The 20,295-nt window shown below is 65.9% G+C and carries 20 protein-coding genes; 13 read left to right on the plus strand and 7 right to left on the minus strand.

Going from position 1 to position 20,295, the window contains the following annotated elements; genetic code table 11:
- The 5 genes from AAF184_02295 to AAF184_02315 all read right to left on the minus strand — a co-directional run.
- Window positions 1–1,151: PAS domain-containing protein (locus AAF184_02295; GenBank protein MEO0421135.1), on the minus strand; the 1,151-nt coding region annotated here is incomplete at its 3' end.
- Between the two features lie 105 nt (window positions 1,152–1,256).
- Window positions 1,257–1,607 carry a hypothetical protein gene (locus AAF184_02300; GenBank protein ID MEO0421136.1) on the minus strand — a complete coding sequence of 117 codons (351 nt, stop codon included), beginning with the start codon at window positions 1,605–1,607 and terminating at the stop codon, window positions 1,257–1,259.
- 48 nt (window positions 1,608–1,655) lie between these two features.
- Window positions 1,656–2,306, minus strand: coding sequence for a peptide-methionine (S)-S-oxide reductase MsrA (msrA, locus tag AAF184_02305; GenBank protein MEO0421137.1), 651 nt, complete (start codon window positions 2,304–2,306; stop codon window positions 1,656–1,658).
- A gap of 117 nt (window positions 2,307–2,423) precedes the next feature.
- Window positions 2,424–3,035 carry an inorganic pyrophosphatase gene (locus AAF184_02310; GenBank protein MEO0421138.1) on the minus strand — a complete coding sequence of 204 codons (612 nt, stop codon included), beginning with the start codon at window positions 3,033–3,035 and terminating at the stop codon, window positions 2,424–2,426.
- A 146-nt stretch (window positions 3,036–3,181) separates the two neighbouring features.
- Window positions 3,182–4,822: a long-chain-fatty-acid--CoA ligase gene (locus tag AAF184_02315; protein MEO0421139.1), complete on the minus strand. Its 1,641-nt coding sequence runs from the start codon at window positions 4,820–4,822 to the stop codon at window positions 3,182–3,184.
- A 151-nt stretch (window positions 4,823–4,973) separates the two neighbouring features.
- On the opposite strand from AAF184_02315, the gene AAF184_02320 reads away from it, so the two are divergent.
- The 7 genes from AAF184_02320 to AAF184_02350 all read left to right on the plus strand — a co-directional run bounded on the left by AAF184_02320 (window position 4,974) and on the right by AAF184_02350 (window position 11,570).
- Window positions 4,974–5,663 (plus strand): haloacid dehalogenase type II, encoded by a 690-nt coding sequence (locus AAF184_02320; GenBank protein MEO0421140.1) that lies wholly within the window; start codon window positions 4,974–4,976, stop codon window positions 5,661–5,663.
- A 163-nt stretch (window positions 5,664–5,826) separates the two neighbouring features.
- Window positions 5,827–7,311: a PAS domain S-box protein gene (locus AAF184_02325; protein MEO0421141.1), complete on the plus strand. Its 1,485-nt coding sequence runs from the start codon at window positions 5,827–5,829 to the stop codon at window positions 7,309–7,311.
- Complete coding sequence (locus tag AAF184_02330; GenBank protein MEO0421142.1) at window positions 7,308–7,715, plus strand: response regulator; 408 nt, start codon at window positions 7,308–7,310, stop codon at window positions 7,713–7,715. The genes AAF184_02325 and AAF184_02330 overlap by 4 nt, the downstream gene beginning before the upstream one ends.
- A 159-nt stretch (window positions 7,716–7,874) precedes the next feature.
- The gene (locus AAF184_02335; protein MEO0421143.1) at window positions 7,875–8,723 is read left to right on the plus strand and encodes a response regulator; all 849 of its coding nucleotides are present in this window, start codon (window positions 7,875–7,877) and stop codon (window positions 8,721–8,723) included.
- Window positions 8,720–9,025 (plus strand): circadian clock KaiB family protein, encoded by a 306-nt coding sequence (locus AAF184_02340; GenBank protein ID MEO0421144.1) that lies wholly within the window; start codon window positions 8,720–8,722, stop codon window positions 9,023–9,025. Before AAF184_02335 ends, AAF184_02340 begins: the two co-directional genes overlap by 4 nt.
- A complete protein-coding gene (kaiC, locus tag AAF184_02345) occupies window positions 9,012–10,532 on the plus strand; it encodes a circadian clock protein KaiC (GenBank protein MEO0421145.1) in 1,521 nt (506 codons plus the stop codon). The genes AAF184_02340 and kaiC overlap by 14 nt, the downstream gene beginning before the upstream one ends.
- A 6-nt stretch (window positions 10,533–10,538) precedes the next feature.
- Window positions 10,539–11,570, plus strand: coding sequence for an ATP-binding protein (locus tag AAF184_02350; GenBank protein ID MEO0421146.1), 1,032 nt, complete (start codon window positions 10,539–10,541; stop codon window positions 11,568–11,570).
- Window positions 11,571–11,572: 2 nt separating this feature from the next.
- Here the strand turns inward: AAF184_02350 and AAF184_02355 are convergent, their stop codons facing one another.
- Window positions 11,573–11,911, minus strand: coding sequence for a P-II family nitrogen regulator (locus AAF184_02355; GenBank protein MEO0421147.1), 339 nt, complete (start codon window positions 11,909–11,911; stop codon window positions 11,573–11,575).
- Between the two features lie 300 nt (window positions 11,912–12,211).
- Here AAF184_02355 and AAF184_02360 point away from each other — a divergent pair, with 300 nt between their 5' ends.
- Window positions 12,212–12,901 carry a peroxiredoxin-like family protein gene (locus AAF184_02360; GenBank protein MEO0421148.1) on the plus strand — a complete coding sequence of 230 codons (690 nt, stop codon included), beginning with the start codon at window positions 12,212–12,214 and terminating at the stop codon, window positions 12,899–12,901.
- Between the two features lie 22 nt (window positions 12,902–12,923).
- On the opposite strand, the gene AAF184_02365 is transcribed toward AAF184_02360, so the two are convergent.
- Window positions 12,924–14,066, minus strand: coding sequence for an alpha/beta hydrolase-fold protein (locus AAF184_02365; GenBank protein MEO0421149.1), 1,143 nt, complete (start codon window positions 14,064–14,066; stop codon window positions 12,924–12,926).
- Between the two features lie 129 nt (window positions 14,067–14,195).
- Between AAF184_02365 and AAF184_02370 the strand changes: the two genes are divergently transcribed.
- The 5 genes from AAF184_02370 (at window position 14,196) to AAF184_02390 (ending at window position 20,295) form a co-directional block, all read left to right on the plus strand.
- Window positions 14,196–15,056, plus strand: a complete 861-nt coding sequence (locus tag AAF184_02370) for a zf-TFIIB domain-containing protein (protein ID MEO0421150.1) — start codon at window positions 14,196–14,198, stop codon at window positions 15,054–15,056.
- Window positions 15,057–15,201: 145 nt separating this feature from the next.
- Window positions 15,202–15,711, plus strand: a complete 510-nt coding sequence (locus tag AAF184_02375; protein ID MEO0421151.1) for a hypothetical protein — start codon at window positions 15,202–15,204, stop codon at window positions 15,709–15,711.
- On the plus strand, window positions 15,711–17,378 hold the full coding sequence (locus AAF184_02380; protein ID MEO0421152.1) for a DUF885 family protein: 1,668 nt from the start codon (window positions 15,711–15,713) through the stop codon (window positions 17,376–17,378). The genes AAF184_02375 and AAF184_02380 overlap by 1 nt, the downstream gene beginning before the upstream one ends.
- A gap of 7 nt (window positions 17,379–17,385) precedes the next feature.
- On the plus strand, window positions 17,386–18,348 hold the full coding sequence (gene speB / locus AAF184_02385) for an agmatinase (GenBank protein ID MEO0421153.1): 963 nt from the start codon (window positions 17,386–17,388) through the stop codon (window positions 18,346–18,348).
- A gap of 33 nt (window positions 18,349–18,381) precedes the next feature.
- Window positions 18,382–20,295: a sulfotransferase gene (locus AAF184_02390; GenBank protein MEO0421154.1), complete on the plus strand. Its 1,914-nt coding sequence runs from the start codon at window positions 18,382–18,384 to the stop codon at window positions 20,293–20,295.

Genomic DNA, 20,295 nt, shown 5'->3' on the forward strand with positions numbered 1-20,295 from the left:
ACGATGTCCCCGCCGCGGCTCGCCTCGTCGCGCGCGTTGACCGCGAGTTCGCTCGCTTGCGAGGCGTTGTCCGCCGTCTGCTTCACGGTGGCGGTCATCTGCTCCATGCTGGACGCGGTGGAGGCGAGGCTCGACGCTTGCTCCTCCGTGCGCTGGGCCAGGTTCACGTTGCCCTTGGAGATCTCCTCGGCGGAGGAGGTGACCTCGTTGGCCGCGATTCGGATCTGCTCGATGACGTCCGAGTATGTGTCGAGCAGGGAGTTGACGCCCGCACCCAGGGTTTTGAAGAAGCCTGATTTGCCATTGACGTCGATGCGCTGAGTAAGGTCGCCGCTGGCGGCTGCGTTGACGATGTTGCTGACGCCCGCCTCCATAGTCAGCTCGCCCGTGCGGTCGAGCCACTCGACCACGGTGCCCAGGCGCCGGCCCTTTTCGTCGACGATCGGGTTGGCGGTGAAGCCGAAGGTGCGCGAGCCGACGTTCAGCTGACTGGTCACGGCTTCCTTCATGCCCGCCAGCATGCTGCGCTGGTGCGCCGGGTTGCGGTGGAAGTCGTCGATGTTCTGACCGATGAGCCGCTTAGCGTCGAAGTTCGGCAGGCTCTGGCGGATGTCGTCGGCGGCGTCCTGGAATAGGTCGCGCGCGCGGTCGTTCATGTAGGTGATGTTGTGCGACTCGTCGGCCACCATCAGGTTGGTGCTGGTGGTCTGCAGCGCCTGTAGGAGTCGCTCGTTGCGAGCGCGCTCGGTCAGAATACTGTCGGTCACGTAGGTGGCAATCTTGATCACCCGGGCCACCCTGCCCGTGGCATCCGGCACGGGCAGGTAGGTAGCGTGAATCCACACCTCCTCGCCCTGCTTCGACACGCGCATGTAGCGACCGGAATCCTGCTCGCCGGCGCCGAGCTTCGCCCAGAACTGGCGGTATTCGTCGGACGAGGCATAGCCCGGTTCGACAAACATCCGATGGTGCTTGCCCTGCACCTCGTGTGCCTGATAGCCCACCGCGTCCAGGAAGTTCTGGTTCGCGCCGATGATCGTGCCATCGGGTTCGAATTCGATGACGGCTTGGGCGGTGTTCAGGGCGCGTAGTACATCCGCGCCGGCCTCGGCGCTGTTGCACCAAGCGCGTTCGTCAGTGGAATTGGGCACAGTCACGTTGGTCCTCGTAGATGACTTGGGCTCAACGCCTGCATCGGGGGCGTGCAGCGCACCTTGAGGGATCAGCGCTTCGGGGGAGTAGAAGTGAGAACTGGTCTACGAAGGGGACGGCGTATCGTCGTGTGTTGCCCTCGCCGCGTCCGCTGATGAGTCCTGCAGGAGCGGGTCCGTCTTGCGGATCGGCGCGCGCAGCCAGCCGGGAATTTTCGGTTCCGTGCGCCGCAGGGCGGCGTCGAAGCGCGGGTAGCGGCGGCGGATTCGCGTCATCAATTCAGCGCTGGCATCGCTCGAGGAGATGAGCAACGCCAGGCCGATCACGATGAGGGGCAGGCCGAGCGGAATGGGGAAGGGGAACAGGATCAGCCCCGCCACCAGCAGCACCAGCGCGAGGGAGGTGACGAACCAGGCCTTCACCACTCGCTGTAAGCGTGCGAGGGCCTCCCTCACGACATCGCTTCTACGTCGCGCGGGAGGCCTCGCGGCACCAGCGTCGCCTCAGGCGCTAGCGGTGGGGAGGGGACAGCTGACACCCGTTCCTGCAAGCCCGCAATAGCCGTTTGGGTTCTTCGCCAGGTATTGCTGGTGATACTGCTCGGCGTAGTAAAAGGTTGGCGCGGGGGCCAGCTCCGTTGTGATGGCGGGGAAGCCCTTGGCGGCGAGTTGGGCGGCGTAGGCCTCACGTGAGGTGCGGGCTGTCGCGGCCTGCCCCTCGCTCGTGGTGTATACGGCGGAGCGATACTGGGTGCCCACATCGTTGCCCTGGCGCATGCCCTGGGTGGGGTCGTGGGCCTCCCAGAAGGTCTGCAGGAGCTGGTCGTAGCGGATCACCTGGGGGTCGTAGACCACGAGTACCACCTCCGTGTGGCCCGTGCGGCCGCTGCACACCTCTTCGTAGGTGGGGTTGGGTGTGATGCCCCCGGCGTAGCCGACGGCGGTGGAGTGCACGCCCTCTAGTTGCCAGAACAGGCGCTCGGCACCCCAGAAGCAGCCGAGGCCGAAGACGGCCGACTCCAGGCCCTGCGGGAAGGGGCCGCGCAGGGCGTTGCCGTTAACGAAGTGGCGGTTGTCCAGGGGGATCGCCTGCTCGCGTCCGGGCAGGGCGTCCTGGGCCGTGGGGAGAGTGGTCTTCTTGCCGATTCCGAACATCGTGCGCTCCTGCGTTTCTCCGAACCCCCTCAGATCGGGCCGAAGGGACGGCATTTCAACATCCCCTCCCACGGCGATCCACCCGCTGGCGAGGTCCGGTAACGCGTAGCGGCGAGGTCAGTCGGCCTCGACGATCTCCGTCTGGTAGTCGGCCAGGGCGGCCTCGATCACGCGGTAGGCCTGCTCACGGCCGTAGGGCTCGCGGATCTCGACCTTCTTCTCACCGCCCGGAATCCACTTGTAGGTCTCGAAGTAGTGCACGAGGCGCTCGACGAGCACACCGGGGAGTTGGGAGAGGGTCTGCACACCGCCGTACATGTTGTCCTTGACGAAGACGCCGATGATCTTGTCGTCCACCTCGCCGCCGTCAATCATCGTCAGCCCGCCGATCACCCTCACGTCGAGGATGATGTTGGCGCGCTCGATCGGGCGCTCGGAGATGATGCAGATGTCCAGCGGGTCGTTGTCGCCGGGTAGGTTGAGGCCCGTGACCTTCGACACCTGATGCGAGCAGAGGGTGCGCGGGATGAAGCCGTAGAGCGCCGGCGGGATGGACGCGCTGCGCTGGGGACGATCGACGCGGATGTAGCCGTACTTCTTGTCGATCTCGTACTTCACCAGGTCGTAAGGCGTCATCTCGACGTAGGCCGTGACCACCTCGGGGCACTGATCTCCGGGTTCGATGCCGTGCCAGGGGTGCGGGCGCCAGGCCAGATAGTCTTTGCTCATCGTGTCGTTCCTCGCCTGGGGGGGCGTCCGCGCACGGAGCGCATCGCCCGCCGATGGCTCTTGCAGCGGACCAAAAGGGGGAGTTGGGGGCGGGAAGTATCGAGACCTTAGGTGCGCTGCGTCAACCGACTGACCGGCACTTTTGCTCAGCCGCCGTCGGCGGGGAGCTGATAGTCGGCGAACTGCTCGCGCAGCTGACGTTTGGAGATCTTGCCCGTGCTCGTGTGGGGGATGTCCTGCACGAAGGCCACGGCATCGGGAATCCACCAGCTGGCCACCTGGCCCTTGTAGCTCGCGAGCAGGGCCTTCGCGTCGATCTCGGCGCCTGCCTCGGGCCGTACGATGAGCAGCGGGCGCTCGAACCACTTGGGGTGGGCGACGCCGATCACCGCCGCTTCCGCGACGCCCTCGAAGCCCACCGCGAGGTTCTCGAGCTCGATGGAGCTGATCCACTCGCCGCCTGATTTGATCACGTCCTTGGTGCGGTCGGTGATCTGCATGTAGCCGTAGTCGTCGACGGTGGCCACATCCCCCGTGTCGAACCAGCCGTCTGCCGTGTGCGACTGCTGCTCCTCGCTCTGGCGGTAGTAGGCCGAGCACACCCAGGGGCCGCGCACCTGGAGGGGGCCGAAGGCTTCGCCGTCCCAGGGCAGTTCCTTGCCCTCATCGTCCACGATGCGCATCTCGATCCCGAAGGTGCCGCGACCCTGCTTGAGGGCGAGCGCCTGGCGGGTCTCCTCGGGCAGATCCGCCACGCGACGGCTCTCCGTGTTGATCGTGCCCATGGGGCTGGTCTCGGTCATGCCCCACGCGTGGCCCACGCGCACGTCGTGCACGTCGCGGAACTCGTCCATGATCGCCTTCGGGCAGGCGGAGCCGCCCACCACCGTACGGTCGAGGCTGGCCAGCTTGCCGCCGGCCTTGCGCGCGTACTCCAGCAGGGAGAGCCACACGGTGGGCACGCCGAGGGCGCAAGTCACCTGATGCCCTTCGATCAGTTCGAACAGTGCTTGCCCGTCGCCCATCTTCGGCCCCGGCAGGACCAGGTCCGCGCCCGCCATGGGCGCCGCGTAGGGCACGCCCCAGGCGTTCACATGAAACATCGGCACCACCGGCAGCAGGCGGTCCTTGCTGCTCACGCCCATCGCGTCGGTCATGCAGCAGCCCATGGCGTGCAGGACGGTGGAGCGATGGCTGTAGAGCACGCCCTTCGGGTTACCGGTGGTGCCCGAGGTGTAGCACATGGAGCTCGCCGTATCCTCGTCGAGCTCGGGCCAGTCGAACGAGGTCGGGTGGCCGGCCATGAAGGACTCGTAGCTCTGGGCGCCCGGCAGTGGGGTCTGCGGCATGTGGGCGTCGTCGGTGAGCACGACGTAGCGCTCCACCGTGGGCAGCTTGTCGGCGAGCTTCTCCAGCAACGGCAGGAACATCGGATCGATGAACAGGATGCGGTCTTCGGCGTGGTTGATGACGTAGACCACCTGCTCGGGGAACAGGCGCGGGTTCATCATGTGCAGCACGTAACCGCTGCAGGAAACGCCGTAGTAAAGTTCGAAGTGGCGGTGGTCGTTCCAGGCCAGGGTGGCCACGCGGTCCGTTGCGTTCAGGCCGCAGCCCTGGAGGGCGTGCGCGAGTTGCGCCGTGCGTTCGAAGGCCTCGCGGTAGGTGTAGTGATGGGTCGGGTTGTCCATCGTGATGTCCGCGATGGTGGCGTGCGGATGGTTGATCTGCGCGTGCCGCATGATGGAGGTGATCGTGAGCGGCGTGCGCATCATCAGTCCGTGCATGGCGCTGGCTCCTCTTAAGCCTGGGCGATGGCGATGACCGCCCGTGGTCATCACCGTTGAAGAAACATCCGCGAACTCAACACCAACGGCGTCGCGGCCGCAAGCGTTCCGTGCTTGTGGCGCAGTGCCGCATAGCTGAACGGAGGGTGGCGTGAGAAAGCCGGAAGAAACCCGTGTCTGTGTCTTCGATGCCTACGGCACGCTCTTCGATCTTGCGAGTGCTACTCGCGAGCACCTGCCGCTGCTCGGTGAACATGCGAATCAGGTGGCGTCTGTCTGGCGAGCCAAGCAGCTCGAGTACAGTTGGCTACGAAGTTTGATGGGTGCTTGGGTGCCCTTCGCGCAGGTGGTGGAGGAAGCGCTGGACTACGCGCTCGATAGCGTTGGGCTAAGCGGGCGTCGCGATGACATCGCACCGGCCCTGTTGTCGTCCTTCGCGACCCTTGCGACCTACCCCGAGGTGCCCGGCGTGCTGCGCACCCTGCGCGCGGCCGGCGTGCACACGGCCGTGCTCTCGAATGGGTCGCGCGACATGCTCGATCAGGCGGTGCAGGGGGCGCAGATCGTCGATCTGCTGGATGCCGTTATCAGCGTGGATGAGGTGCAGGTGTTCAAGCCTGATCCGCGGGTCTACCGCCTGGCCTTGGAGCGGTTCTCCGTCGAGGCGGATGAGGTCAGTTTTCAGTCATCGAACAGCTGGGATGTGGCGGGGGCTGCGCAGTTCGGGCTATTCGTTGTGTGGTGTAACCGTCTGGGTGCGCCGACCGAGCGCTTACCGCGCGGCGCTCATGCCGAGGTGGGTTCGCTGGATGCCTTGCCGGAGGTGCTTGGTCTGGTTTGATCGACCGCACGTTGAGTAATCTCCTTGCATCATCAATGAACCGTGGGTGAACGATTGAAAACAAATATCTGACAGGCGGGAGATGCGTTCCGCACCCAAAGCGTTGACACTTGTGGGCTGAATCCTCACGCGTCGTTCGCTGCCTTCGCAGCAAGGAACTCGGATGGGCAAGCCCGCCACCCTAGCGGAGCGCTACGCGGATCTGTTTGCGCTCGCCCCCGTGCCTTTGGTGCTGGTCTCTCCCGACGGCATCATCCGGATGACCAACGAGCACTTGGATGCGACCTTCGAGTACGGGCAGGGCGAACTCGTCGGGCAACCGGTCGAACGTCTGCTACCTCCCGATGATCGAGAACATCATCCCGCCCTGCGGGCCGCCTACCATCGGGTGCCCGTCAGACGTGCCATGGGGCAGGGGCGTGAGCTACGCGGTCGTACGCGCTCGGGGGCCACGATTCCGCTGGAACTCGCCCTGAACCCGGTGGAGTGGGAGGGGGAGCGTTGGGCCTTGGTCACGGCGATCGACATCAGTGCGCGCAAGGCTAACGAGTCCCTGGCGCAAACCGCCCTGGAGGCGGCCGCGACGGCCACGCTGATGGTGCGCCCGGACGGGGAGATCGTGTACGCCAACCGCCAGGCGCTGCTGCTCTTCGACTACGAACGCTCGCAGATGATCGGCGCCCCCATCGAAGATCTCGTACCGGCGGACGTCGCTGATCGCCACCATCGCTACCGCGAAGGCTTCTTGCACGAAGAGAGATCCCGCGCCATGGGCGAGGGCAAGCAACTCCATGGTCGTCGACGCGATGGCAGCGAGTTCCGTCTCGAGGTGGCGCTCACGCCGATCACCTGGGAGGGTGAGCGCATGGTGCTGGCCACCGTGGTCGACCTGGCTGAGCGGCTGGCCATCGAACGAGAACAGGCCGCGCGCGAAGCGGCTGAGGCGCAGGCTCGGGAGTTGCGTCGCCTGAACGATGAACTCACCCAGTTCTCCTACTCCGCGAGCCACGATCTAAAGGCGCCCTTCGCCTCGATCCAGGGTATGGCGGATGTCTGTCTGGAGGATCTGAACGCGCAGGACGAGCCGTCTCTGCGTCACAACCTCCGGCGTATCGCCGAGATCGCCGAACGTAGCGCCAACAAGGTGGAAGCGGTGCTGCGTCTGGCCACAGCGGGCGATGAGCCACTGGGGCGCGCGGCGATCGATCTCGAGGCAGTGGTCCAGCACCTCTGGCGGGCCCTGCCCTCGAACGCCTTGAGCCCGTCCAGTCTGGTGTTGGACATCGGCCACCACGCGCCCTTCTTCTGCGACCGCGAGGCGCTGATGGTCGTGCTCCACCAGTTGCTCGCAAATGCGGTACGCTTTCGCGCCCACGATCGCCCCTCGTGGGTCAGGGTGTGCAGCTGGCAGGTGCGTGAATCCATCGTGATCACCGTGAACGACAATGGCGTGGGGATCGACGGGGAGCAGGCCGAGCAGATGTTTCAGCCCTTCTCCCGCTTGCATCCTCGCGCCGGCGATGGACTCGGCCTCGCCCTGGTGCGCCGCTACGTGCAACGGATGGGGGGTGTGGTGAGGGCCCGGGTGGTCGAGGAGGGCATCACGGAGGTTCGGGTGAGGCTGCCATTGGAAGGAGTGGGTGATTGAAGATCACGACCGTTGTCGTCGACGACGATGAGGTGGATCGCTACGTCGTCAAACGCAAGCTCGGGCGTCGCGACGAGTTCGGCAAGGTGCTGGAAGCCCGCTCGGGCCAACAGTTCATCGATCAAGTCGACCAGGGGTTGCTGGCCGGCGAGCCGGAGAATCCGCTCGTACTCATGGACATCAACATGCCTGGCCTGAACGGCTTCGAAACGGTCAGCGCTCTGCAGGCACGGGTCGAAGACGGGACCCTTCCGTCCACGCTCGTGGTGATGATGTTCACCTCCTCTTCGAACCCCAGCGACCGAGCCCGGGCCGAGAGTCTGCCCATCGTCGCCGGCTACGTCGTCAAGCCCCTCGACGACACCGACGTGGCTGAGATCCTTCGGCTCTACGAAGCACGCTGAACGAACGATTCGATTAGCATCGCCGCCAGCAAGCTGCGGCACAATTTTGGTCAATCGAAATTGTTGCCGCGTGCGCCGGCAGGTGGGTCAGGATTTGTCCACAATGCGTCCTTGAGATTTCATTGACGCGGCGCGCGGAGCCCCGCCCCGGAGACGCTCTTGCCCACACTCGCCGTGCTCGCGATCGACGATGAGGATGTCCAGCACATGTTGCTGTCGCGCTTGCTGCGCGACGGCTCGGATGGCTACTCGTACTCGTTGGTGTCCTGCGCCACGATGGAAGCTGCTTTCGATCGAATGGATGCGGAACCGCCGGTGGGCGTGGTGCTGCTCGACTTGGGCCTTCCGGGGAGCCAGGGTATCGAGACCGTGTCACGCTTCGGCGATCGAATCAGGATCTACCCCACGATCATCCTCACAGGCAACGCTGACCAGGACGTGGCGCGCCGTGCCCTGCACATGGGCGTGGAGGACTACCTGGACAAGGGCGACCTCACAGCAGAGATCTTGCAGCGCTCCATCCGCTACTCGGTGGAACGCTTCAGCCTGAAGCGTGATCTCGAGCGCGCCCGCTACGAGCGAGAGATCGCGTTCACCGAGGAGGTCGGCTCCGACGGGAGCAGTCCGGTCAGCTCGCAGCTCTACGGGCAGCGGGCCTTGCGCCTGGCTGTACCGAGCGCGTTCGAGCAACTGGTCACGGCGTACGCTGAGGTGGTGGGTGATGCGATCGAGCAGCGCGCGTTCCATGTGGATCATCGCTTGAGCGACCGCCTGCGGAGCATGGCAGACACGATGGGGCGCCTGCTGGCCAAGCCACGCGATGTGGTGGAAATACACACCGAGGCATTACGCATGCAGGGCAGCGGCGGCGCGCCGGAGAAAATGCGTGCGCGGGTGGAGGAGTCGCGTTACCTGCTGCTGGAACTGATCGGCAACTTGTGCTCGTACTACCGCAGGCAGTCCGTGGGAGCGAGCGGGATCAACGACGAGAGGGCGGCAGGTCGATGAACGAGTTTCACCTAAGGCTCTTCATTACGGGGCGCAGCCATCGCGGCGAAACGGCGGCCCGCAACGTTCGGCAGCTGTTCGGCGAAACTCTGCGTCAGCCGTACCAACTGACAGTGGTGGACGTGCTGGAGACGCCCGAGCTCGCGGAAGCCTCGAGGGTGATGGCCACGCCCACGCTCATTAAAGAATCGCCGGGCCCGATTCGCAGAGTCATCGGTGATCTATCCGATCACGCAGCGGTGCTTAGGGCTATCGGCGTCGAGCCGCGGCAGGAAGCAGAGGGAGGTAATGCGGGTGAGTAATGCAAACGCTGGCGCGGTGACCAAGCTGAAGACCGGCATCGACGGCTTCGACTCGATTTCCAACGGCGGTTTGCCCGTTGGTCGCACCACGTTGGTGTCGGGCACGGCAGGCAGTTCAAAGACAGTATTCGCCGTCCAGTTCCTGGCGCGCGGGTTGCTGGACTACGAAGAGGCAGGTGTCTTCGTGACCTTCGAGGAGACGCCAGCGGACATCAAAAAGAACATGCTCAGCTTCGGCTGGGATCTCGCGTCTTGGGAGGCCGAAGGCAAGCTCGCCATCGTCGATGCCTCGCCGGTGGTCGAAGAGGAGTCGGTGATAACCGGTGAGTTCGATTTCGGGGCGCTGATGGCGCGCCTGGAGAACGCCGTACAGCGTGTCGGCGCCAGGCGCGTATCGCTGGACTCCCTGGGCGCCGTGTTCACCAAGTTCGACAATCACATCATCGTGCGCTCGGAGCTGTTGAGGATTGCTGCCTCCTTGCGCAGCATCGGAGTGACGGCAGTCATGACCGCCGAGCGAACCGATGAGTACGGCGAGATCGCCCGCCATGGGGTCGAGGAGTTCGTGGCGGATAACGTCGTCGTGTTGCGCAACGTGCTGGAGAACGAGAAGCGCCGTCGCACGATGGAGATCCTGAAGTTCCGCGGTACCGATCACCAGAAGGGTGAGTATCCGTTCTCGGTGATCGCCGATGAGGGCATCGTGGGCGTGCCCCTCTCGGCGGAGATGCTCAATCAGAAGACGTCCAATGTACGTACCACCTCCGGCAACGGCGAGCTCAACGAGATGTGTGGTGGCGGCTTCTTCCGCGACTCCATTGTGCTCGTGTCGGGCGCCACGGGAACAGGCAAGACCCTCATGGCCTCCCAGTTCCTGGCGGGCGGTGGCGCCGATGATCGTTGCCTGCTCTTCGCCTACGAGGAGAGTCGAGATCAGCTGATCCGCAACGCTGACGGTTGGGGCTTCGACTTTGTCACCATGGAGCGTCAAGGGCGCCTCAAGGTGGTGTGTGACTATCCGGAGGTGATGGGGCTCGAGGAACATCTGGTGCGGATGCGCTCCCTGATCGAGGAGTTCAAGCCGACGCGTATTGCGGTGGACAGCTTGTCGGCGCTGGAGCGCGGAGCTTCCCCGAAGAGTTTCCGCGAATTCGTGTTGGGACTGACCGCTGCCATCAAACGCGAACAAGTCGTCGGGCTGTTCACGTCGGTGACTCCCTCCCTGATGGGAGGTACGTCGATCACCGAAGCGCACATCTCGACCATCACCGACTCGATCATTCTGCTGCGTTACGTGGAGCTCTTCGGGGAAATTACCCGCGGTATCGCGGTGCTCAAGATGCGTGGTTCGCGGCACGACAGGGACATCCGAGAGTTCGCGATCGACCAGACAGGGATGCAGATCGGCAAGACCTTCCGCACGGTCACCGGCATCATGGCGGGCAATCCCACCCACGTGGCAGCGAGCGAGCAAGAGCGTGTCGCCGATCTGTTCCGAGATCCTTAAGCCCTAATGGATCCCGATGGCAGTGGGGTATTAGGCAAGGCGCAAGGGCATGAGCTCTTGGCGGCAATGGCGGATGGGTTGGTGGTCATCGACCCGGCCGGTGTCGTTTGCTTTGCTAACACCGCTGCTCATCGGCTGTTCGGTCACGCTCGTGACGAGGGGATGGTCGGTCGCCTGTTCGGTGTGCCCGTGGCGGCCTCGGGCTTGGCGGAGATCGAACTCGTCAGCGGCACGTCCATACGGCTTGCTGAACTGAACGCTAGCAGGATCAGCTGGGGCAACACGCCGGCTTGGTTGGTAGTGTTGCGGGACGTGACCTCTCGACGGGAACGCGAGCGTGGTGTGTTCCGCAAGGCGCAGGAATTCGAAGAATTCGCATACACCGTCTCCCACGACCTCCAAGAGCCGTTGCGTACGATCGAACAGCTGGCCCTGGCCTACCTTGAGGACTTCGCAAAGCCGGAGCCCACCGAGGCTCAGAAGCTCGTGCAGATGATGCAGGACATCGCCGCGCGTGGCCGGGGCATGGTGAGCTCCCTGATCGATTACGCCGCCTTGGGTGGCGATATGGACACGCAGGTGCCGTGCGATCTGGGGCGTGTGTTCGAAGACGTACTTGCCAACCTCGGTGCCGAGATCCGAGCGACGGACGCCGTGGTGATGGCGGAGACGCCGTTACCGACCGTCGTGGCCAACCCGGTGCACATGGTGCAGCTGCTGCAGAACCTGGTGGCCAATTCGCTGAAGTTCCGTTCCTACACTGCCCCTGAGGTGACCGTTAACGCCACGGAGCGCCAGGTGGACTGGCGTATCGACGTCTGTGATAACGGCGTGGGAATTCCCGATGGGCAGGGCGACTACGTGTTCGGCGTATTCGCCCAACTGGCCCACTCCGAAGCTGCGATCGGCAGCAAGGGGTTGGGGCTGGCGGTCTGCAAGAAGATCGTGGACTACCACGGAGGGATGATCTGGGTCGATCCCGCCTACCGCAAGGGGTGCAAGGTGTCGTTCACTCTCCCGCACTCGCCGCCTGAGTAGGGCTAGAGGGCGGTGGCGCCGGTCTCGCCGGTGCGGATGAGGATGACCTGCTCGAGCGTTGAGACGAAGATCTTACCGTCGCCGATCTTGCCCGTCTTGGCCGCGCCCTGAATCACCTCCAGGGCTTGTTCGACGAGGCCGTCATCCACGGCGATCTCCAGCTTCACCTTGGGCAGAAAGTCGACCACGTACTCGGCGCCGCGGTAGAGCTCGGCGTGACCCTTTTGCCGGCCGAAGCCCTTCACCTCGGTCACGGTCATCCCCTGGATGCCGACATCGGACAGGGCGTTGCGTACGTCGTCGAGCTTGAAGGGCTTGATGATGGCAGTGATGAGCTTCATGGATCCTCCGGACTGTGCTCCGTCAGCGTCGGCCGGTGCCGAGGCCGCCGGCTTTCAGTGTGCAGTTTCCATGCCACGGGCCGCTGGGCGCAAGCACGCGGCGGGACGCTGTGCGTTCAAAGGCTTGCACGCTTTCGGTGCGGAAGATGCACCGCGATGGCGCGCAGCGCCGATTCTATGCCCTAGAAGGGCGCGTAACCGATTGCTGGTTCACGCAACGTGCTCAGGTCGACCGCCTCTGCGCCAGCCGAGCGGCGACGCGCTCGCGGCTCATGCTTTCACCAACTCGGAGTTCCATCGATGACCATCGCCTCCCTCGTCCGGCCACTGCTCGCCGCGCTCGTTCTGGCTCTCAGCGTTCCCGCCCACGCCGTCGTGGCCGAGTCGGCGGAAGGGGTGTCGCCCGTGCTGGTGGGTAGCCAGGCACCGGCCTTCACCCTGCGCACCTCGGAAGGTGAGGCCTACGAGTTCAACCCCGAGCAGCTCGAGCGGCCCGTGCTCCTGGCCTTCTACCGCGGCGGCTGGTGCCCCTACTGCAACGCCCAGCTGATGGGGATGCGCGCCATCGAAGACGACCTCCAGGCCCTCGGCTACGACCTGCTCTTCGCCAGCGCCGACAGCGTGAAGACCCTGGCCGCGGCCGTGGCTGAGATGGCGATCGAGGGCGAGGACGATGCGCCAGCCCCCGGCTACGCCCTCCTGTCGGACGCCAGCATGGAAGTCGCTGAAGCCTTCGGTGTGGCCTTCCGCATGGCGGATGAGGACGTGGAGAAGTACAAGGGCTACGGCATCGACCTCGAGGCCGCTTCCGGTTACGACCACCACACCTTGCCCGTGCCGGCCGTGTTCCTGATCGACGCCGAAGGCGTGATCCGCTTCAGCTACGTCAATCCGAACTTCCGCTACCGTGTGGACCCGCGCCTGCTGCTCACCGCCGCCGAGGTGGTGCTGACGCAAAAGCCTCTGGCTCCCCTGCGCAACAGTCGCTAACGGGAATTCTAGGCGCTGTCCACTAGGGGGCTAGCGCCTTGTAGAGGTAGGGGAGGCTGCGGTCCAGGCGGTAGTCGATCCCCGAGTGGGTGCCGTCGAACTCCTCGTACACGTGCTCAATGGCCGCGTCGTGCAGCTTTGCCGAGAGTTGGCGGGCGCCGAAGTGGATGTGGTACTGGTCGCGCCAGCCGCAGTCGATCCACAGCCCGTGCAGGTTTTGCAGGCCCTTGCGGTAGCGGCTCACCATGTTCACCGGATCGTGCGTGAGCCATTGGCGCCAGCGCGCCTTGAGCAGCTCGCCCGTGTCCAGGTGGAAGGGCAGGCGGAAGCCGTTCGGGGCGGTGGGGTCCGGATCGTAGGTCGCGGCCATGCAGAGATTCATGAGCGTATGGATCTCATGGCCGGTCAGACGCGGTTGCTGCCAGGCGTATTCGAGGAAGCGTGCGACGCGACCATCATCGAAGCCTTCCGCGAGCGCCTTGTCTCGCGCGTTCTTGCCGGCCAGTGGCTTCTTCTTGCCGCGCGCCGATGCCTTCGCTTTCTCCGCCGGCGATGATTGCTCGCGGTAGCGCGCCAGCAGCGTGAGGGTCTCCGGCCAACCGCTGCGGTACACGAAGTCGAAGTAGGCATCCCCGGCGTGGCTGGCTACCGCGCCCCAGGTGCGCCAGTACTTCATGCCTTGCACCAGTGCGCCGTAGCCCCCCGAGGATTTGCCGAAGCAACCGCGGTGGTCGCGGTCGGCGAGCGTACGCAGCTCTTCATCGATGAAGGGTACGATCTCCCGGGTCAGGTAGTCGGCGTAGGGGCCGATCGCGCTCGAGTTGACGTATTGGTTGCCGCCGAGGCCCGTGAAGCAATCGGGGAACACCAGGATGCACGGGCCGATCTTCTTCTCATGGAGCAGGCGCGCCACCCGCTCGGGGATGGTCTCCTCAAAGCCACGCCAGCTCACGTGGGCGGGGCCGGCCGAGGTGTAGGCGGCGAGGTCGTAGAGCACCGGCAGGGGGCGAGGTCGGGCGCGGCCCGCGTCGCGGTCGTACTGCGGCGGGAGCCAGACGTGCACCTTGCGCGTGGTCGGGTCGCCCAGGGGGTTGTCCGCCAGTAGCGTCGAGGTGTGTTCGAGCGTCAACAGGCGACCCTCGAGCCAGTTGGGGCGTTTCAGCAAGCGCTGCTCTCCTTTGCTAGGCCGGCGAGTTCGTCCGGGCGTGAACCGTGTGCTGGCGGCTCGCCGGGGACGCCGTGGTAAATTCCGGTGTCCCCACCGAACGCTTCAGCACTCCTCGCCCAGCTCGTCATGATAATTCAGTGTCCCGCCTGCAAACTGCGGTACGACGTCAGCAATCGTGCTCCGGGTACGCGTGCCCGATGCCGCTGCGGCTGCACCTTCGAGGTGCCGGCCCGGGACGCGCAGTCCTCGCACGGCGTGCGCTGTGGTGGCTGCGGAGCGCAGAACCCTTCCACGGCTCGTCGCTGCGGATATTGCGACGCAGCGATGTCGACGGTCAGCTGCCCCGCCTGCCTCACGCTCAATCCTGCCCATTACAAGCACTGCTCCCAGTGCGGTGGCGACCTGCAGGCCCCGGCGAGGGTGATGGAGGACGAACGCGAGAAGCCCCTGGAGTGTCCGCGCTGCGAGGAAAAGCCGCTGGAGGCGCGCTTGCTGGCCGACACCTTGGTGGACCAGTGCACCGACTGCGGCGGCGTCTTCCTCGATCACGAGGTGCTAGGCGCGCTGTTGAACGATCGTACGCGCCAGTCGCCCCTGCGCGAACGCATGCTCAAGCTGCCAAGTGCCGGGCCCCTGCCGGATCAGCGAAAGGTGGTGTACCTGCGTTGCCCCGAGTGCGCCACCATCATGACGCGCCGTAACCCCGCCCACCGATCGGGCATCATCGTAGATGTGTGCACCGCTCACGGCGTGTGGTTCGACGATCGAGAACTGGCCATCCTGATGCAGCTGGCCGGAGCCGGCGCCGAGCTGAACGTGCTGCCCAAGCCAAACCCACTGGCCGGGGTGGGGCCCGGGGATGCCGGCCCGGGCCGCAGTTCGCTGCCGCACATGCCCGATGGCGGTCTGGGGTCGCCACCGCGTGATATCGATGTGAGCATCGGCGATGTCGTCGACTTGTTAAGCATCGTAGGTCGGCTGTTCTGAGCGGCCCAGGGGTGTAGGCGCCGCGGTTTCGCCTGTGCCTCGATCCGCGTTATCGTCGGGATATAGGCCCTGAGTGTTGCCCGGACCCTAGCGTTGGGTGCCGCTCAACTGGGGTCGGCCCATCACCATTCGGAGGGTGAAAGCCATGAATGCTAAATCGCGTGCCGCGCTACTCATCAGCACCTTGGGGCTCGGCCTCGCCGCCGGACCTTTGTCGGCGCAGCTGGCGGAGTCAGACGATGCGCCCGCCGCTGACCTGTCCCTGCCCTCGAGCAGCGAAATCGCCGCTCCTGCGCCCCCGGCGCGTCCGCAGGTGCCCTTCGCCTCCGCGGTGGAAGACGAGGTGGTCGTGTACGGGCGCCGCGATCCTCTGGGACTGCCGGACAGCGTGCGCACGGACATCTGGCGCTCTCAGCGCCGTGAGATGCAGGCGATGCTGCTCGAACGCGAACGCATGTCGAACAAGGTCGCCCTCGAGGGCTTCGATGCGCTGCTCGGCACTAGCCTGCGCATCCTGCCCACCTACGATCCGGCCAACGAGCGTCGCATCGAGTATGGCGTAAACGACAGTGCTCCCGTCGGCCTAATTAATATCTTCGGCGGTAGTTTCGGCAAGAAGAACAACAAGTCCTCGGATCGCCAGCGAGACTATTGATGCCCCATTCCCCGCGCCGGGGCGTCGCAGTGCTGGCGTGGTGCGCTCTGTCGATGGGGATGTTTTCCTCGTGGGTGAGCGCGCAACCCTCGCCGGCGTTGACCGTTGAGCGAGCCTACGCTGAACTCCTCGAGGTGCATTCCAGCACCCGCGCCCTCATGGAGCCCGTGCGGGACGAGGGCGGCGTGGCCGATTGGTCTGCCGGCACGATCGCCGCCACCCTGAGCACCCTGCGCGGCCTGCGCCAGCGCCACGGAGCGCTCGCGGAGGTGTCCTGGGATCGCAGCCAACGGGTCGATTGGCTGCTCGTGCGCAGCCTGCTGGATGGGCTCGAGTTTCGCCTGCGCGTGTCCCGCCCCTGGGCGCGTGACCCAGGCCACTACGTCGATCGGATCCAACGACTCCCCTTCGTACAATTCCCGGCGAGCGGAGAAGACCTGCAGCGTTTGCGCGATGGACTCGAGCGCGTCCCCGCGCTGCTCGCCAGTGCACGCGCGCAGCTAGATGATCCCGCCGCGGACTACGTCACCCTGGCCCTGTACAACCTCACCCATCACGATGGGGTGGGTCACGGCCAGGCCTATCGGGCCGAACCACCGGCCGGGGTGATCGGGTGGTACGAGGATTTGCTGGCCCGGGTCGCGGAAGACCAGGCGGAGCTGGTGCCCCAGGCCAGGAAGGCGCGCGATGCCGTCGTCCAGTTCCATGCCTGGCTCGATGAGCACAGGGCCGAATGGCAGGGCACGGCGGGGGTCGGGCGAGCGCAGTTCGACTGGTACGTGCGCCAGGTAAAACTGATCCCCCTCAACACCGATGCCTTGCTGACCCTGGGCGAGCGTGAGTACGAGCGCCTGGTCGCCTACCTCACCCTGGAGCGTCATCGCAATCGCCACCTGCCGGTGCTGCAACCCGCCCAGAGCGCTGAAGAGTACGAGGCCCGCATTCGGGCGGCCGATGAGCAGATCCGCGCGTTCATCGTCGAGCGCGACATCATCACGGTGCCGCCCTACGTGGGGGAGTTGGCCACCAACGTGCCCTGGATGGTGCGCGCCCAGGGCCGCAACTTCTGGGAGGAGATTCAGTATCGCGATCCCCGCCCGGATCATGTGCACGCCGTGATCCCCGGCCACCGCTTCGACTGGCTGTACGCCGCCAATCAGCAGGACCCGATCCGCTCGCCCTACTGGGAGGGCGCGCGCGTGGAAGGGTGGGCCGTGTACCTGGAGGAGATGTTCCTGAACGCGGGCCTGCTGGACGAGCTGCCGCGCACCCGCGAACTCTTCCACATCTTCGGCATCAAGCGAGCGGTGCGCGTGCGCGCCGACATCGAGATGCAACAGCATCGCATGAGCGTGGAAGAGGCCACCCGCTACATGGTCGAGCGCGTGCCTTTTCTCGACGAGAACGTGGCGCGGGTGGACGCGGAGATCTACCTGCGCCGCCCCCCGGGCTACGGCATGGGCTACCTCATCGGCATGGTGCAGATGGAGGCCCTGCTCGCCGACCGCGCCCGCCAGCTCGGCGATGACTTCGAGCTGAGGGCCTTTCACGATGAGTTTCTGGCGGCAGGTCGCATACCTATATCCCTCATTCGCTACGAGATGACGGGGCACGACGACGAGCTGCGTCAGCTCTTACCCTACGTGCCCTTGTTGGCCACCCACTGAGGCGGCGATGACCAAGCACCACATCGATCACGCCATCAGCGATGGCCCGCTGCGCGGCGAACGCGTCGAGCCCACCTACTCTGGCATCCAGAGCTTCCTGCGCCGCAAGTACACGCGGGATCTCACGGGCGCTGAGCTCGCCGTGGTGGGCGTGCCCTTCGATCTTGCCACCACCAATCGCCCCGGCGCCCGCGGTGGACCGGCGGCCGTGCGCGCCGCCTCGGCGGTGATGGCCTGGGAGCGCCCGTACGGCATGGCCTTCGATCCGCGCACGGCCCTGGCGATGGTCGACTACGGCGACGTGCTCTTCGACTTCGGGCGCCCGGCGCAGATACAGGCGCGCATCACGGAGCAGTTCGCCAGCATCCTCGATGCCGGCGTCGCCACCCTCGCCCTCGGCGGTGATCACTACGTCACCTATCCGATCCTGAAGGCGATGCACGCCAAGCACGGCACCCTGTCCCTGCTGCACTTCGATGCCCACAGCGACACCTGGGAGGACGAGCCTGGTCGTGTGCACGATCACGGCACCATGTTCCGTCACGCCGTCAACGAGGGTCTGGTCGATCCGGCCCGATCCGTGCAGATCGGCATCCGTACCCACAACCCGGACACCATGGGCTTTACGATTCTCGATGCCCCCTACGTGCACCGCGAGGGCGTGGCTGCCACCGCTGCGCGAGCGCGCGAGATCCTGCAGGGCCACAGGGTGTACCTGAGCTTCGACATCGACTGTCTCGACCCGGCCTTTGCGCCCGGCACGGGCACACCCGTGAGCGGCGGCCTCAGCAGCGCCCAGGCGTTGGCGATCCTGCGCGCCCTGATGGGACTCGATGTGGTGGGTGGCGATGTGGTTGAGGTGGCGCCCGCGTACGACCAAGCGCAGATGACGGCCCTGGCGGCCGCGCACATCGCCTACGAGTTCACGGGGCTGTACGCGGCTCGCCCCGGCGGGCCTGCGTCGTCGTGAAGATGATCGCGTACGGCGTTCTGGTGTGCTGCCGTGACGACTGAGGGCGATGTCGCCCAGGGGCTCATCGACGCCCAGGCCGCGCATCGCTCAGGGCGGCTGGACATCGCTTGCCAACTCTACGGAGCGGTCACGGCAGCGACCTCTGCCAGCGCTGCGCAGCGCGCCGACGCCCACTATGGCCTGGGCACCGTACGCCTTCAGCAAGGCCAGCTAAGCGAGGCGTTGATTGCCCTCGATGCGGCGCTCGCCATCGATGCCCACGTGCCCGAGTACCACTTCAACCGCGCGCTCGTGCTGGAGCGCCTCGCGCGACGCGAAGAGGCTGTCGGCGGGTTCGTGAACGCCGCGCAGGCCGCAGCCGGCGACGCCGCCGTGCTGCGCCCCGCCGCCGAGCGGCTGCTGCGCTTGAAGGCGTTCCAGGAGACGTCGACCGTGCTCGCCATGGCAGCGGCGGACAGCACCTTGGACGGCTTGCGCGCGCAGGCCTTAGCCGGTGCCGGCGATTGGGCCGGCGGCCGCGCCCTGGCGAAACGCATGACCCAGGCACAGCCGCAGGACCCGGAGCGCTGGCGGTGGCGCAGCCAGGCGGCCGCTGCGCTACGCGACTACGACGACGCGGTGAGTGCGCACGAGCGCTATCTCAGCCTGCTCCGCCCCGCCCGCCCCGAGGACTACCTCGCTCATGCGGATCTACTGCTGTCGGCTCGCCGCCCCAAGCCCGCCCGCGAGGCTCTCGAGACGGCGAAGGCCCAAGGCGCGGCGGGTATCGAGTGCGACCTGTTGGAAGCGCGAGTCTCGCGGCTGGAGGATGCGCTTGCCGAGGCCTCGAGCGCCTTGAGGCGGGTGCTGAGCGTGCGCCCGGACGACGGCCGTGCCTGGCAGCTGTTAGCGGATCTGTTGCCCGCGCCTGAGGTAGCAGGCGCGGCGCAAACGCTGGCGACCCTCCTCGAAGCGCAGCAGGCGTTTCGTCCCGGCCACGAGATCTTGCTTCGCTTCGCTTACGCCCGGTTGGAGGAGCGGGCGGGCGCGATGGACAGGGCCTGGCAGGGACTCTCGGCCGCCAACCGCGTCCAGCACGCGGAGCTCCTCGCGCGAGGGGCCGCCTACGACAGCGCCCAGGAGTCTCGGATCAACGGCCAGCGCCTAGCGCATTACGGAGGTGTCCTCGGCGGCGCTCCTCAGCCGACGCCAACGCCGCCCACCATGGTCTTCATCCTGGGGATGCCACGCAGCGGCACCACCTTGATGGAGCGTATCCTCGGCGGTCTGCCGGGCGTGCACATGGGCGGGGAAAACGAGGCCATGGCCTTCATCGCCGCCGGGTACGAGCACGCCCTCGCGCGCGGCACGCTGCCCGCACCGCAAGCGATGAGTGCCGCCCAATGGGCTGTGTTGGCCGCGGACTACAAGGCGCGCAGCGTGCCTGGGACGCTCTCGCGGGCGCCAACAGCGCTCACGGACAAGATGCCCCACAACATGCAACACGTGGGCCTCATCGCCGGCATGTTCGGGGCTCGGGCCCGCGTGATCTGGATGCGTCGCCACCCGCTCGACGTGTGCCTGTCGATCTACTCCCGTCGCTTCCCGGACGGCCACCGCTACGCCTGCCAGCTAGCGGATCTGGCGCATTTCTACGCCGAGAGTGAGCGGCTCATGGAAGGTTGGAAAAGCGCTTTCCCCTCGCTGGTACACGAGGTGCGCTACGAAGCCCTGGCAGGCGATCCCGAGCCCCACGCGCGAGCGGCGATCGAGCACGCCGGGCTGGCGTGGGACCCGGCGTGCCTGGATACATCGACCCGTCGCGAAGCCGCCTTCACCTTCAGCGAGTTGCAGGTGCGCGAGGCGATCAGTGCGCGCCACGTGCATCGCCACCAGGCTTGGGGCTCGCTGCTCGATCCCCTGCGCGACGCGCTTCGCGATGCGGGCGTGACGTGGGACGAGTGA

Source organism: Pseudomonadota bacterium, assembly GCA_039815145.1.
GTDB lineage: Bacteria > Pseudomonadota > Gammaproteobacteria > Steroidobacterales > JBCBZW01 > JBCBZW01.